This window comes from Phyllobacterium trifolii, assembly GCF_014192095.1.
In the GTDB taxonomy this organism is placed as follows: Bacteria; Pseudomonadota; Alphaproteobacteria; order Rhizobiales; family Rhizobiaceae; genus Phyllobacterium; species Phyllobacterium trifolii.
Genome location: NZ_JACHXN010000026.1, coordinates 15,915 through 30,504, shown reverse-complemented (window position 1 = coordinate 30,504; position 14,590 = coordinate 15,915). Strand labels below are relative to the sequence as shown.

Sequence of the window (14,590 nt, the reverse complement as noted above, 5' to 3'; positions counted from 1 at the left end):
AAAAAAGTATTTGGCCAGCTCACTTCAAGAACGGAGATTTCTCTCAGAAGACGTCGCAACCTTCAAATTGCTGGGCGCTGTGTCTAAATGCATCGTTAAAAAACGAATTCGTCGCAATTTTGACGTTTACGCAAACGTCAAAATTTGTTAGGAATATCTCAACGGCGCCATAACTCGCGTGCCGTTTTTGCTTTGTTTTGGAGGAAGCCTGATGCCGAGCTATCGCGCGCCTGTTGAAGACACGCTATTTATCTTGAACGATGTTCTGGGTTTTGAACGCTACGGCAATTTACAAGGTTTTGGCGACGCATCGCCGGATATTGTTGAAGCCATCCTCAGTGAAGGCGCAAAGCTCGCTGAGAACACACTGTTCCCGGTTAACCAGATAGGTGACCAAGAAGGCTGCGTGCGTCACGACGACGGTTCGGTAACGACACCCAAGGGTTACAAACAAGCGTTTGATCAGTATCGCGAGGGCGGCTGGGTTGGCCTCGCCGTGCCGCAGGAATTTGGTGGTCAGGGTCTGCCATACACGCTGCATGTGGCGGCGGGTGAATACATGGCTTCGGCGAACATGGCGCTCGTCATGTATCCCGGCCTGACGCAGGGCGCGATCGCGGCCATTCTCACGCACGGCACCGACGAGCAGAAACAAACCTATTTGCCCAAAATGACCGATGGTACCTGGACCGGCACCATGAACCTCACGGAGCCGCATTGCGGTACCGATCTCGGTCTGTTGCGCAGCAAGGCTGTGCCGAACGCCAATGGTTCATACCGGATTTCCGGTCAGAAGATTTTCATCTCGGCCGGCGAGCACGATATGGCCGAGAACATTATTCACCTAGTTCTCGCCCGTATCGAAGGCGCACAGGAAGGCACCAAGGGTATTTCGCTTTTCATCGTACCGAAGTTCAACCTGGACGAGGACGGCAATCCTGGGACGCGCAATGGCGTATCGTGCGGCTCCATCGAAGAGAAGATGGGCATCCACGGCAACTCGACCTGCGTCATGAATTATGATGAAGCGACCGGCTACCTGATCGGCGGAGAGAACAAGGGTCTGCGCGCCATGTTCACAATGATGAACGAAGCGCGCCTGGGCGTTGCACTGCAGGGTCTGTCCATCGGCGAGATTGCCTACCAGAACGCTGCCATCTATGCGCGCGACCGTATCCAGGGGCGCTCATTGACCGGGCCAAAGCAGCCGGACAAGAAGGCTGATCCGATTATCGTCCACCCGGACATCCGCCGTATCCTGCTGACGATAAAGGCCTTCAACGAAGCCGGACGCGCGTTCATCCTGTGGTCGGCATTGAAATCGGACATTGCGCATCGCTCGGGTGATGAAACCGAAAAGCAATTGGCGGATGACATTCTCGGCCTGATGACGCCGGTATTGAAAGGGGTCCTGACCGACAAGGGCTTCGAGCACGCTTGCATGGCGCAGCAGGTCTTTGGCGGTCATGGCTACATCGAAGAGCATGGCATGAGCCAGTATGTTCGTGATGCGCGTATCGCGATGATCTATGAGGGCGCAAATGGCATCCAGGCATTGGATCTGGTCGGCCGCAAGCTCGGTGCAAATGGCGGCCGTGCGGTCATGGCTTTCTTCAAGGAAGTCGGTGATTTCTGCGAGGAAAATCGCGGCGACGAGAAGCTGTCCTTCTTCACCAAGCATTTGAAGAAGGGCCTCAACGACTTGCAAGCGGCATCCATGTGGCTGATGCAGAACGGCATGGCGAACCCAGACAATGCGGGTGCTGCTTCGACCGACTACATGCATCTCTTCGGCTTGGTTTCGCTCGGCTATATGTGGGCACGAATGGCCAAGGCATCGCATGCCAAGCTTGCGGAAGGCGCCAGCAACAAGACATTCCATGAGACCAAGCTCGTCACCGGCAAGTTCTTCATGGAGCGCGTCATGCCGGAAACTTCGGCGCATCTTGCCCGTATTCAGACGGGAGCGGATACGATGATGGCGCTCGCTGCGGAAGCATTCTAAGCTATCGCACGCTCATTTCGAGCCGCGGCCTCGCGGCTCCGTCAACTGATCTCGGGAGGTTTGTGATGGGTCTGCGACCGGAAGAAGTATTGGGTGTTCCAAAACCCGACTGGAAGACTGACGATGTCGTAATGCTGGAAGAGATGGCCACGAAATTTCTCGAGGCCGAGGTTCTGCCGCACTACGACCGTTTTGAGAAACAGGAAATGTTCGACCGTTCGGTCTGGGAGCTTGCCGGTGAGAACGGGCTTCTGTGCGCCTCAATGCCGGAAGAATATGGTGGGGCAGGTGGAAACTATGCGCACGAAAGCGCTATTCTTGAAGCCATCAGCCATGTCGGTGTCGACGGCTTCGGCATAGCCCTGCACAATTCCATCGTTGCTCCCTATATTCTCCACTATGGCTCGGAAGAGCAAAAGCAGAAATGGTTGCCGAAAATGGCGACCGGCGAGCTAATCGGCGCCATTGCCATGACCGAGCCTGGTGCGGGTTCGGACCTCCAGGGCGTCAAGACCAGCGCGAAAAGGGATGGCAACCACTACGTCATCAATGGGTCGAAGACATTTATCACCAACGGCCAGCTGGCGAATCTGATCGTTGTCGTGACCAAGACGGATCCGGCGCAGGGGGCTAAGGGCACCTCACTCATCATCGTCGAAACCGATGGGCAGGAAGGTTTCGAGCGCGGCCGTAATCTCGATAAGATCGGGTTGAAGTCGAACGATACCTCGGAACTGTTCTTCAACGATGTGCGGGTGCCGACGTCCAATCTTCTTGGCACGGAAGAAGGACAGGGTTTTGTCCAGCTGATGCAGCAATTGCCCCAAGAACGCTTGCAGATTGGCGGAACGGCTATTGCCATGGCAGAACGTGCCATCGCTGTTACGTCGGACTATGTCAAGGAGCGCAAGGCCTTCGGCAAGGCCGTCATCGAGTTCCAGAACACTCAATTCAAGTTGGCCGAGCTCAAAACAGAGGCCACGATCGGCCGTGTTTTCTACAATCATTGCGTCGAACGCCATGTGAATGGCGGGCTCGATCCGGTGACTGCCTCCATGGCAAAGTACTGGCTCAGCGACCTGCAGAACAAGGTCGTCGATGAATGCCTGCAGCTGCATGGCGGGTATGGCTATATGAATGAATATCCGATTGCCCGCATGTTCCGCGACGCGCGCGTCCAGAGGATCTATGGCGGCACCAACGAAATCATGAAGCTTTTGATCGCCCGCAGCCTTTGAGCTACCGGTTCGAACAGGGAGAATGAAATGACTGACGCATATATTTACGACCACGTCCGCACGCCGCGTGGCAGAGGCAAAAAGGACGGCAGTCTGCACGAAGTGCCTGCCGTTCGTCTCGGCGCTCATGTGCTTGAGGCGCTGCGCGATCGCAACGGCCTCGACACGGGCCTGGTCGACGACATCATCTACGGCTGTGTCGATCCTGTCGGCGAAGCTGGTGCTGTTATTCCGCGGTCGTCCGCTTTTGAAGCGGGCTATGATTTCAAGGCGCCCGGTATGCAGATATCGCGGTTCTGCGCATCTGGACTTGACGCAGTGAATTTTGCCGCTGCCAAGATCGTGCAGGGTGCGGACGACATCGTCATCGCCGGCGGTGTTGAATCCATGTCGCGGGTCGGCATGGGCATGTCGGGTGGTGCCTGGTACATGGATCCGTCCGTCGGACTGCCAGGCTATTTCATGCCGCAGGGTGTTTCCGCTGATCTGATCGCCACGAAGTATGGCTTCAGCCGCGACGATGTTGACGCTTACGCAGTTGAGAGCCAGAAGCGGGCCGGCGAAGCCTGGAAGAAAGGCTACTTCAAGAATTCGGTTCTCGAGATCAAGGACCAGAACGGCTTGACGATCCTCAATCATGACGAGCACATGCGGCCGACCACGGACATGCAGGCACTGGCTTCGCTCAATCCATCTTTCGTGATGCCTGGTGAAATGGGTGGCTTCAACGCTGTCGGCATTCAAGCTCATCCCGAAGTCGAGACGATTAATCACGTCCATCATGCCGGCAATTCGTCCGGTATCGTTGATGGCGCCGCCGGCGTATTGCTTGGCTCAAAAAGCGCAGGCAAGGCGATCGGCTCAAAGCCGCGCGCCCGCATCCGCGCATTCGCCAACATCGGTTCGGACCCGGCGCTGATGCTGACCGGCCCAGTCGACGTAACCGAGAAGCTCTTGAAGCGCGCCAAGATGAAGATTTCGGACATCGATCTCTTTGAGCTCAACGAGGCATTTGCTGCTGTGGTGCTGCGCTACATGCAGGCCTTCGATATTCCGCGCGACAAGATCAACGTCAATGGCGGTGCCATTGCGATGGGACACCCCCTTGGTGCAACCGGCGCCATGATCCTTGGAACTGTGCTTGATGAATTGGAGCGCCGCGACCTCAATGTTGCGCTCGTTACACTGTGCATCGGTGCGGGCATGGGCACTGCAACCATCATCGAACGCGTCTGAGGAGATAAAGATGAGCTATACGAACTTCAAATTTGACGTCGACGCGGACGGTATTGCACTCGTAACCTGGGATATGCCGGATAAGTCGATGAATGTCTTCACCGAAGAGGTGATGAAGGAACTCGACGCGATCGTCGATCGGGTTGCGAAGGACGAGGCAATCAAGGGCGCTGTTATCACCTCCGGCAAGGACACTTTCTCCGGCGGTGCCGACTTGACCATGCTCAAGCGCATGTTCCAGCTTTTCCAGGAAGAGAAGGCGAAGGACCCGAAGAAGGCGGTCGAGCTCCTGTTCGAAAATACCGGCAAGATGGGTGGCCTTTTCCGCAAGCTGGAAACATGTGGCAAACCCTGGGTTTCCGCGATCAACGGTATCTGCATGGGCGGTGCATTCGAAATGTCGTTAGCTTGCCATGGCCGCGTCGTTTCCGATGACCCGTCGGTGAAGATGGCTCTGCCGGAAGTCAAGGTCGGCATCTTCCCGGGTGCTGGTGGTACACAGCGTGTTCCACGCCTGACCAACCAGCAGGACGCACTGCAGATGATGACGACTGGTTCCAGTCTGACCGCATCGCGCGCCAAGGCGATGGGGCTGGTGCATGAGGTCGTTCCGGCCAAGAAGCTGGTGGACGCTGCCAAGAAGATGATCAAGGCTGGTCTTAAGCCAGTCCAGCCGTGGGACGAGAAGGGCTTCAAGCTCCCGGGCGGTGCGATCTATTCAGCGGCAGGAGCTAATCTTTGGCCAGCCGCCACGGCCATCCTCCGCCGCGAGACCTATGGCAATTATCCGGGCGCTGCCTCGATCCTGAAATCCGTCTATGAGGGCCTGCTCGTACCTTTTGACACGGCGCTCAAGATCGAGCAGCGCTATTTCACAAAGATACTGCAGACGACAGAGGCCGGAATGATGATCCGCTCACTGTTCGTATCCTTGCAGGAACTGAATAAGGGCGCCCGCCGTCCAGCTGATGTCAAACCGACGAAATTCAAAAAAATCGGTGTTATCGGTGCAGGCTTCATGGGAGCGGGCATTGCCTACGTCACTGCCAAAGCCGGCATCCCGGTTGTGCTCCTCGACCAAAGTCTTGAGGCTGCGGAAAAAGGCAAGGCGCATTCCGTCGAGCTGGTTACCAAGGAAATGCAGAGGGGCAAGGCCACTGCAGAAGAAAAGGAAAAGCTTCTCAGCCTGATCACACCATCTGCTGATTATGCCGATCTCGAAGGCGCGGATCTCGTCATCGAAGCGGTGTTCGAAGATCGTGAAGTCAAGCGGATCGCTACAGAAAAGGCGGAAGCAGTGCTGAAGCCCGCCGCGATTTTTGCATCTAACACATCGACACTACCCATTACTGGCCTTGCCAAGGTCTCGCAACGTCCCAAGAATTTCGTCGGAGTTCATTTTTTCTCGCCCGTCGACAAGATGCTGCTGGTGGAAGTCATTCTTGGCAAGAAAACATCGGACAAGGCACTGGCTGTTGCGCTCGATTACGTGCGTGCGATCAAGAAGACGCCGATTGTGGTCAATGACACACGCGGCTTCTACGTCAATCGCTGCGTTCTGCGTTACATGTCTGAAGCGTACAACATGCTCATCGAAGGTGTTCCACCCGCAATGATCGAGAATGTGGCGCGTATGGCAGGCATGCCGGTCGGTCCGCTGGCACTGAACGATGAGACTGCCATTGACCTGTCGCAGAAGATACTGAAGGCCATATTGGCTGATCTTGGGCCAAAGGCTGTTGATCCGCGGCATGTTGAGCTCGTGAACACGCTAGTCGATAAACATGATCGCCGTGGCCGCAAGAACGGCAAGGGCTTCTATGATTATCCGGCGAAGCCTGCCAAAAAGCATTTGTGGCCCGAGTTGAAGACGCTTTATCCGCAACAGGACCCGGACAAGATCGACGTCGAGGTACTGAAGCAACGCTTCCTGTTCACGATCGCGCTGGAAGCTGCACGCGTCATGGAGGAAGGCATTGTCACTGATCCCCGTGAAGCGGATGTGGGGTCGATCCTTGCCTTCGGCTTTGCGCCCTATACTGGCGGGACACTTTCCTACATCGATGGGATGGGCGCGGCGAAGTTCGTCGAAATCGCCAAAGGCCTGCAGCGGAAGTATGGCGCACAGTTCAAGGCTCCGAAGCTTTTGCTCGACATGGCTGAGAAAGGCGAAACCTTCTACGACCGTTTCAATCCGTACTCCGCAGAGGACAAAAAGCAGGCTGCTTGATAGGGTGAGTGGAGAGAAATAGGTTCTTTGCGCGTGGTTCAACAAGTTCACTTAAAGCGTGCTTGCCGACGTCGTTATGATGTCGGCAATTGACGATTGTCTATTGATAACTGTTGGACCACGCACAAAAAACTGTGAAAAATGAGAAAATTTTCCGTAATTCTACTCGACTTTTGTCAAATTTCTTTATAAAACAGTGCTGAAGGTATTTTTTCCTTTATTGGATATCATCATGTTTTCACATGACCGCATATGGGCGGCCATAGATGCGCTGGCAGAACGCCATTCGCTTTCCGTGTCGGGATTGGCGAAGCGTGCGGGGCTTGATCCAACAACCTTCAACAAATCCAAGCGCTACGCTGTTGACGGGCGCGCACGGTGGCCGTCAACAGAGTCGCTCGCCAAGATCATGGAAGCTACCGGCGCTTCTCTGGACGAATTCATGACGCTCGTTCTGGGCAGGGCCAGCGGCGGGAATGGCGGCGCGACACGTGCTGTACCGCTGCTTGGCTTCGCGCAGGCAGGCGCTGGAGGCTTTTTCGATGATGGCGGCTTTCCTGTGGGTCAAGGCTGGGATGTCGTCGAGTTTCCGGTAGGGCCTGCCGACTCGGTTTATGCGCTTGAAGTGTCGGGCGATTCCATGCTGCCGCTCTATCGCGACGGCGATACGATCATCGTTGCGCCCGGGGGAGGAGTGCGACGGGGTGACCGTGTGGTGGTGCGTACAAAGGACGGGGAAGTCATGGCCAAGATACTTGCACGGCAGACGCCGCGGACGATCGAGTTGCAATCGATGAACCCCGAGCATCCCAATCGCACCTTCGATGCGGTCCATATCGATTGGATCGCGCGGATCCTGTGGGCAAGCCAATAGGAACGCATTTTACATGCGCCAGCTACCGCTTTATGTCCTGACCGTTCTGGTGGTTTTGGGGCTGATCTACGCTTTCGTCGCACCCTTTAGCGGGGGCATCGATACGCCTAGTCAAAGCCAAGGCGTCGATGTCACGCCAGAGAATTTCGAACTGCCCGACGAGATGACCAATGCCGCGCCAGAAGATCCATCGGAAGCCACACAGCCGCAGGGAAGGGTTACATCACCGCAGGCGCGTCAGGTCGATCCGGATGCGATGTCTCCCTCAGGTACTGACAATGCACCGCTCGAACGGGTGGAGCCTCGTCCACCCCTGAGTACAACGCTGGAATTGCTTCCCGCACCGCCGACAACTCCTACGCCGGCGCCACCTCCGGCGCCTGTCGACAATACTGCCAAGCCTGTACTCCTTTATCGCCCCGTCGCTACCGCAGCTGGCACAATTGAAGCAGGTGGTTACCGAATCGCGCTGGATGGGATCGAGGTAGTTCAACCGGAGGAAACCTGCATTATGGATGGCGGTAGTGCATGGCCGTGTGGCATGGCTGCACGGACCGCGTTCCGCAATTGGCTACGCTCTCGCGCTGTCGAATGCAACGTGCCGGGACAACCGCCCGACGATATCATCGCCACACAATGCACGCTCGGCAACGCGGATCTTGCCGAGTGGTTAGTGCAGAACGGTTGGGCGCGCGCGAAGGACGGAACGCCCATGGCGGATAGGATGAAGAAAGCCGAGGAAGCCAAGCTTGGTATCTTCGGTAGTCCGCCCGCAGCGCTGCCAGCCTCAGCCAACTTGCCCATACCGTCGGTGAGTGATGCACCGGAACCTGCTGCCGAGCCGCTACCATCTCCGCCGCCATTGGCTGTACCAAACGCCCCATTCCCACCGCGTCCGGAATAGCTATGCTTCGTGGCAAACAGCCTCGATGTTATGGCCGTCAAGGTCTCGCACAAACGCGCCGTAATAATTGGGATGGTAATGCGGACGCAATCCGGGTCGTCCGTTGTCACTACCGCCAGCCGCTATGGCAGCCGCGTGAAAAGCATTGACGATATCGCGGCTTTTGACACGAAAGGCGATGTGAAGCGGCGGTTTGTTCGGCTCGCCATTGGTTACCCAGAAGTCGGGCTTGCCACCCTCGCCAAAACCCGCCACATCCGCGCTTCCCGTTACCGAAGCTGGAACTTCGTGGAGCAACTCGTATCCAATTGGAGCGAGCGCTTCCCGATAGAATTTCTTGCTTCGCTCGAAGTCACTTACAACGACACCAGTGTGATCGATCATTCGTCCCTCCGAGAGAATTTGAGGCGCACTATCTCAAGTTAATTGTCCCATGAGCGCCCTCGCAATCAATGCGCGCGTCTCGGCGATTCCGTAGAGTGCCACGAACGATCCGAAGCGCGGTCCGCGTTCTTGGCCAATAAGAACCTCATAGAGCATCTGAAAGAACGATACGGACACGCCCGGGCCCCCTTCCGGGCTTTTTTTCGCATGGTCCTGATAGCGTTCGATGCCGCGGGCCACGTCCAACATGGCATTTTGAATCATGCCGCCGTCGGCATCGTCAGGCAGGGCTGCGAGCATTTTGCCCATCCCCTCGAGTGCTAGACGTTCCACTTCGTCGGGTGCCCGGAATTTCTTTGTCGGCTTTACGAAATCGTTGAAATAACGGATAGCGTAGCCGACGAGTGCATCAAGTTCCGGACTGTTCTGCGGGGTCACGCCGGGTGCGTAGCGGGAAATGAAACCCCAGAGAACGCTACGGTTTTCAGCGTTGGAAGCGCTGACGAGATTCAACAGAAGCGCGAACGGTACTGGCATCTCCACAATCGGCGGATTACCATTGTGCAGGTGCCAGACAGGATTGTTCAGCCGGTCTTTCCAGGATTGGCGTTCGTAGGCGGCGAGATAGGTGAAATATTCATCCACTGCCTTGGGAATGACATCAAAATAAAGCCGTTTTGCGGTTCTCGGCTTCTGGAACATGTAGAGACCGAGGCTTTCCGTGGGTGCATAGGTCAGCCATTCGTCGATACTGATGCCATTCCCCTTCGACTTGGATATCTTCTGGCCAACATCATCGAGAAACAGCTCATAGACGAAATGCTCGGGCGCCCGGCCTCCCAAAATCTCGCAAATGCGGTCGTACACGATTGCATTTGTCTGATGATCCTTGCCGAACATCTCGAAATCCACACCGAGAGCCGCCCAACGCATGCCGAAGTCAGGCTTCCATTGTAGTTTGACATTACCACCCGTCACGGGAACGGTAGTCTCGGTGCCGTTTTCGTCGTCAAAAGTAATCGTGCCGTTCTTGGGGTCGACATTCTTCATCGGCACGTAGAGAACCCTGCCGCTCGTGGGAGAGATCGGCAAAAAGGGGCTATAGGTTGCCTGGCGTTCCTCCCCGAGCGTTGGCAACATCACCTTCATGATGTCGTCGTAATGCTTGACCGCCCGAAGCAACACTTCATCGAAGCGTCCCGATTTGTAGTATTCCGTCGCACTGGCAAATTCGTAATCGAAGCCGAACGTGTCGAGAAAGCGGCACAGCATGACGTTGTTGTGGTCAGCAAAACTGCTGTAATCGCCACCAAAGGGATTTGGGACGGACGACAGTGGCTTATGCAGATGCGGCACGAGTGAGGAGGGGTCCGGTACGTTGTCCGGAATCTTCCGCATGCCGTCCATGTCATCAGAAAAGCACAGCAGCTTGGTGTTGACCAGGTCCTTGGTCAACACACGAAAGGCATGGCGCACGATGGAAGTGCGCGCCACTTCTCCGAACGTGCCGATATGCGGCAGACCCGAGGGGCCATAGCCCGTTTCGAACAATATCGTCTCGGGGTAACCGGTCTTTTCATAGCGTTTAATGATCTTTCGCGCCTCCTCGAAGGGCCAAGCTTTGGCCTCTGCTGCTGCCTCGATTAATTCGGGGCTCAGTTCGATTTGGGTATCAAGGCGCGAAGTCATTCGTTTTTCCTGTGTTCCTGCCGTCTGGTAAGGCGGGCGGACACTATGGCGCAAGGTGGCTGGCGTCAATTGCATGTGCCCGTTTGAAGACAATCTGCGCTGATCTCAAATGGTTCAATCAGCTCAATAAAAATCGACCGGAAAATAACGCAGATAGAGTTCGGATGTAGTGCCTTTTTCCTCCATCGCCTTCAAGGCAAAATTAAAGGCATCGATAAGTTCGCTATTCTTACGTGTGGTCGCAATGGTCATTCCATCACCCAGAAACTGGGGCGCGATATAGGGTCCACCGACGAAGGCGCAACAGTTGCCCGACTCAATGCTGCCGATCCAGAAGGATAGATCCGACCCGTCACCGAATACGGCGTCAATTTTCTTTGCTTGGAGATCCTTGAGCATGAGATCACGCGAGGGGTAGCCGACCCAATGGCCCTTCGGGAAGTAGTCAGCAAAAATCACTTGATGCACAGACCCTGCTACAACGCCGACTGTCTTTTTCTCGAGCGTATCGGCAAGAGGTTCAGTAAGTGGCGTTTCCTTCAGCGTCACAAATCGTGCTGGCAGCCTCATATAAGGCGTCGTAAAGGCGAGTTTCTGACGCAAGGCTGCTGTCGGTCTTAGGCCAGCAATAATCGCTTCCGCCTCTCCATTTTCAAGTGTTGGCAGCAATTCGTTCCATGGGCGCGCTTCAACCTGACACATTGCAGTGACAGCGAGCTCATCACAGATCGCCCGCACTAGATCGATATTGAAGCCGGAAATGCGTCCTGTACTATCAATAAAATTGAAGGGCGGGTAGTCGACCGTAGTCACAAAACGAATGCGCTCGATTGTGGAAAGATTCGGCTTGGAAACATGTTCACGTCCGTCCCAATAGTGCGGAAAGTTCGACGCGGCATGGGCTGGCGACACCGCCATCAGGACGATGCTTAGAGTGGTTGTAGCGAGTGTGCGGAAATGCATTCGGTCTCAACGTAACAGTGTGATTTGGCGTGAGAGTAACACGATCTGGGTGCCCTTGACAGGCTGGCTCCAGCCCGTTCAGAAAAACTAATGACAATCACGAAATTTCGATATTAATTGTCAATATTTCGCATAGTCTTCATTATATAGCGAGAAATACTACTTCTAGTGTATTGATATTTTTATATTTCAATTTTTGATTGAAGGTTTCAGATGATATTGTTGCATAACTACATTTGCTATTTTCAGATGTCAGCGGGGAGTGTAGTTGCCCCCATCCCTCATTAGAGATACCCCCCATGACCAAGGCAATAGCGATTTCGCTCGCCGCTCGCCTCTGCGCAGGTGGAATGGCGAAGCCGCCGATCATCGCAGCGTGCAGGCGATCTTTTTACAATGCGACTTCCTTCCTCGAAGAGCTTTATGCATCCGATGGTGCCGATGACGCATTGATCGCCTCGTGTATTGCTGATGAAGCAGGCTTGTTGTTTGATGAGATAGCTAAAGATGTACATGTCGTCGCCCCCACGATACCGAATTCAGTGGCTCTGAGGCGTATAAGACACGCAGTAGTCGTCACATGTGATCACACGACATTGATCTATATTGCGCCGACGCTGCAAGAAATTGCAGTTCTCAAACGTCATCTTCCCCAAAGCCAGGATATCGCAGCCCGACTGAGAATAACGACTCCCGCGCACCTTTTAGAGTTTCTGCGACTGCATTACGAGCGGGCGCTAGCGGAAAATGCCGTAGACATTGTCGAAACGACTAGTCGAGGATTCTCGGCAAGGATTGTTGTGACCGGCAGCCAAGGCATCCTTCTCGGGCTTTCGAGCGCGTCAATCCTATTCGGGCTTGCGCTTGCACCTTCTTGCCTGTGGTTCATTTTTCATATGCTTTTCTCGGTGTTTTTTTCCGGATGCATCCTACTGCGCCTATTGGCGATGAGGGCAACGACAAGAAGAGAAACGCGAGTCCTCCCAACCGTTCCAGCGCGCGAGCTTCCTGTCTATAGCGTCATGATTGCGCTTTACAAGGAGGCCGATGTAGTTCCGCAATTGGTCCGGGCCATGACTGAGCTCAACTGGCCACGCTCGAAGCTGGAAGTAACCTTCCTGTGCGAAGCCGATGACTTCGCGACCATTAAAGCGTTCGAGGATCAAAAACTACCCCATGGTTTCATGGTCATTCCGGTGCCCGGCATCGGGCCTCGTACAAAGCCGAAAGCCCTGAACTACGGACTTCAAATGGCGCGCGGAGAATTTGTGGTTGTTTATGACGCAGAAGACCGACCGGATCCCGATCAACTGCTCGAGGCATGGCAGCGCTTCAGTGTGGGAGGGGGAAATCTAGGCTGCCTGCAAGCTCCATTGGTTGTTGCGAACGCTCACGAAGGATGGCTTGCCCGTTTGTTCGCATTTGAATATGCCGTGCATTTCTTTGGCCTTTTGCCCTGGCTTGCCCGCAACGGTCTCGTGTTACCGCTCGGCGGAAGTTCCAATCATTTTCGCCGCGACTGTCTAGAGGGAGTCGGCGGTTGGGACCCATACAACATGACCGAAGATGCTGAACTTGGTACGCGGCTCGCTCGTCGCGGATTCATTGTCGAGATGTTGTCGTTGCCAACGATTGAAGATGCGCCGACGGTTACCGACGTGTGGTTGCGGCAGCGGACACGCTGGCTGAAAGGCTGGATGCAGACTTGGCTATTCGAGATGCGGCATCCGAGGCAGTTTCTGGGCGATCTCGGTTTTCGACGGTTTCTAGTCTATCACATGTTGATAGCAGGATTAATTGTCTCTTCGCTGCTGTATCCGCTCATGCTTGTTTTCATTGCGTATTCGGGAGTCAATCTTGTTTTGGAAAACGCTGCTGGCGCCGATCGCGGTATACTAGTCTATGATTGCATGAACATTGCCATGGGTTACCTCTCGTTCCACGCGCTGGGAAAGCGCAGCTCCGTAGGTAAAAAAATAAAAGGTTCGATACTGCGCGTTATACCGTTCTACTGGATGTTGGTATCCGTCGCGGCATGGCGTGCGGTCAAGCAGCTCTGCACACAGCCCTTTCTATGGGAGAAGACACCTCACCGCCCGGCCGCGGTTAGAGAAAGCCTGGACCCGAGCCGATAATCAACGCGTCCTCGTTGCCGATCACGTCGAGATCTCGGCCCTTGTAAGGTAGGCTCAAGAGTATTCGGCGGATCACTGCATGGCGTGCGCGGCGTTTGTCGTTAGAACGCACGATCGTCCACGGCGCGTAAGGCGTATGGGTTCGAGCAAACATCTGGTCGCGTGCCTTCGTATAGTCGTCCCACTTCTCGGCACCCATGATATCGATCGGTGAGAATTTCCAGTTCTTTAAAGGGCTATGCCTGCGATCGTGGAAGCGCTTCAATTGCATGATCTGGCCGATATCAAGCCAGAATTTGAAAAAATGAATATCATCGGCCACGACCATGCGCTCAAGGCCGGGTGCCTCTTCGAGAAATGTCTCATGCTGTTCGGGGGTGCAAAATCCCAGCACGGGTTCGACCCCCGCGCGATTATACCAGGAACGGTCGAAGGTTACGAATTCGCCGGTGGTGGGAAAGTGCGAGACATAGCGTTGGAAATACCATTGGCCCCGCTCGGTCTCGCTGGGTTTGGGCAAGGCGACATTGCGCGCGGAGCGCGGATTCATGTATTGACGCAAATTGAAGATCGTGCCGCCCTTGCCCGCCGCGTCCCGTCCCTCGAAAACCGCCATCACCCGGCCGCCGGTATCCTGCAGCCAGTATTGCAGCTTCACCAGCTCGATTTGCAGCTTCTCGAGGGTCTCCGCGTATTCGTCGTTTGGCATCTTTTCAGTATAGGGAAAATCACCGGATTCCAGCGCGCCATCCTCGATCCAGACCGGTAATTTCGGATCGTCAATATTGAAGCTGCGCTTCTTGCCGTCAATCTTCAGTTTGAGTGTGGATTTCCCTTGGTCCGGGCGTTCCGATCTCTTTTTTGAATCTTTACCCAACTCATTCATCCTCAATTGACATAAAGCCATGTTATTGGGAGAGCGTTGCCTCGTC

Annotated in this window: 11 protein-coding genes; 7 read left to right on the top strand and 4 right to left on the bottom strand. The window is 55.0% G+C overall.

The window, feature by feature from the left end; genetic code table 11:
• Nucleotides 1–211: 211 nt before the first annotated feature.
• The 6 genes from FHS21_RS26205 (at nt 212) to FHS21_RS26180 (ending at nt 8,487) form a co-directional block, all read left to right on the top strand.
• On the top strand, nt 212–2,005 hold the full coding sequence (locus FHS21_RS26205) for an acyl-CoA dehydrogenase C-terminal domain-containing protein (RefSeq protein WP_112528224.1): 1,794 nt from the start codon (nt 212–214) through the stop codon (nt 2,003–2,005).
• Between the two features lie 65 nt (nt 2,006–2,070).
• A complete protein-coding gene (locus FHS21_RS26200; protein WP_112528226.1) occupies nt 2,071–3,243 on the top strand; it encodes an acyl-CoA dehydrogenase family protein in 1,173 nt (390 codons plus the stop codon).
• A 27-nt stretch (nt 3,244–3,270) separates the two neighbouring features.
• Nucleotides 3,271–4,479: an acetyl-CoA C-acetyltransferase gene (locus tag FHS21_RS26195; protein WP_112528228.1), complete on the top strand. Its 1,209-nt coding sequence runs from the start codon at nt 3,271–3,273 to the stop codon at nt 4,477–4,479.
• 10 nt (nt 4,480–4,489) lie between these two features.
• On the top strand, nt 4,490–6,709 hold the full coding sequence (locus tag FHS21_RS26190; protein WP_112528230.1) for a 3-hydroxyacyl-CoA dehydrogenase NAD-binding domain-containing protein: 2,220 nt from the start codon (nt 4,490–4,492) through the stop codon (nt 6,707–6,709).
• 232 nt (nt 6,710–6,941) lie between these two features.
• On the top strand, nt 6,942–7,583 hold the full coding sequence (locus FHS21_RS26185) for a S24 family peptidase (RefSeq protein ID WP_112528232.1): 642 nt from the start codon (nt 6,942–6,944) through the stop codon (nt 7,581–7,583).
• A 13-nt stretch (nt 7,584–7,596) separates the two neighbouring features.
• Entirely contained in the window at nt 7,597–8,487 is an 891-nt protein-coding gene (locus FHS21_RS26180) for a thermonuclease family protein (protein ID WP_112528234.1), read from the top strand.
• Here FHS21_RS26180 and FHS21_RS26175 read toward each other — a convergent pair whose 3' ends face one another.
• The 3 genes from FHS21_RS26175 to FHS21_RS26165 all read right to left on the bottom strand — a co-directional run bounded on the left by FHS21_RS26175 (nt 8,488) and on the right by FHS21_RS26165 (nt 11,373).
• Entirely contained in the window at nt 8,488–8,871 is a 384-nt protein-coding gene (locus FHS21_RS26175; RefSeq protein WP_112528236.1) for a VOC family protein, read from the bottom strand. It lies immediately after the preceding gene.
• A gap of 33 nt (nt 8,872–8,904) precedes the next feature.
• Complete coding sequence (locus tag FHS21_RS26170; protein ID WP_112551428.1) at nt 8,905–10,560, bottom strand: lysine--tRNA ligase; 1,656 nt, start codon at nt 10,558–10,560, stop codon at nt 8,905–8,907.
• A gap of 123 nt (nt 10,561–10,683) precedes the next feature.
• Entirely contained in the window at nt 10,684–11,373 is a 690-nt protein-coding gene (locus tag FHS21_RS26165) for a transporter substrate-binding domain-containing protein (protein WP_312879934.1), read from the bottom strand.
• Nucleotides 11,374–11,873: 500 nt separating this feature from the next.
• Between FHS21_RS26165 and FHS21_RS26160 the strand changes: the two genes are divergently transcribed.
• A complete protein-coding gene (locus FHS21_RS26160; protein WP_183664834.1) occupies nt 11,874–13,658 on the top strand; it encodes a glycosyltransferase in 1,785 nt (594 codons plus the stop codon).
• Here the strand turns inward: FHS21_RS26160 and ppk2 are convergent.
• Entirely contained in the window at nt 13,630–14,544 is a 915-nt protein-coding gene (gene ppk2 / locus FHS21_RS26155; RefSeq protein WP_112528244.1) for a polyphosphate kinase 2, read from the bottom strand. The genes FHS21_RS26160 and ppk2 overlap by 29 nt on opposite strands.
• Nucleotides 14,545–14,590 lie beyond the last annotated feature (46 nt).

Excerpts from the sequence above, each read along its gene's own strand:
- FHS21_RS26205 (WP_112528224.1), top strand. The coding sequence starts at position 212 with ATGCCGAGCTATCGCGCGCCTGTTGAAGACACGCTATTTATCTTGAAC.
- FHS21_RS26200 (WP_112528226.1), top strand. The coding sequence starts at position 2,071 with ATGGGTCTGCGACCGGAAGAAGTATTGGGTGTTCCAAAACCCGACTGG.
- FHS21_RS26195 (WP_112528228.1), top strand. The coding sequence starts at position 3,271 with ATGACTGACGCATATATTTACGACCACGTCCGCACGCCGCGTGGCAGA.
- FHS21_RS26190 (WP_112528230.1), top strand. The coding sequence starts at position 4,490 with ATGAGCTATACGAACTTCAAATTTGACGTCGACGCGGACGGTATTGCA.
- FHS21_RS26185 (WP_112528232.1), top strand. The coding sequence starts at position 6,942 with ATGTTTTCACATGACCGCATATGGGCGGCCATAGATGCGCTGGCAGAA.
- FHS21_RS26180 (WP_112528234.1), top strand. The coding sequence starts at position 7,597 with ATGCGCCAGCTACCGCTTTATGTCCTGACCGTTCTGGTGGTTTTGGGG.
- FHS21_RS26175 (WP_112528236.1), bottom strand. The coding sequence starts at position 8,871 with ATGATCGATCACACTGGTGTCGTTGTAAGTGACTTCGAGCGAAGCAAG.
- FHS21_RS26170 (WP_112551428.1), bottom strand. The coding sequence starts at position 10,560 with ATGACTTCGCGCCTTGATACCCAAATCGAACTGAGCCCCGAATTAATC.
- FHS21_RS26160 (WP_183664834.1), top strand. The coding sequence starts at position 11,874 with ATGGCGAAGCCGCCGATCATCGCAGCGTGCAGGCGATCTTTTTACAAT.
- ppk2 (WP_112528244.1), bottom strand. The coding sequence starts at position 14,544 with ATGAATGAGTTGGGTAAAGATTCAAAAAAGAGATCGGAACGCCCGGAC.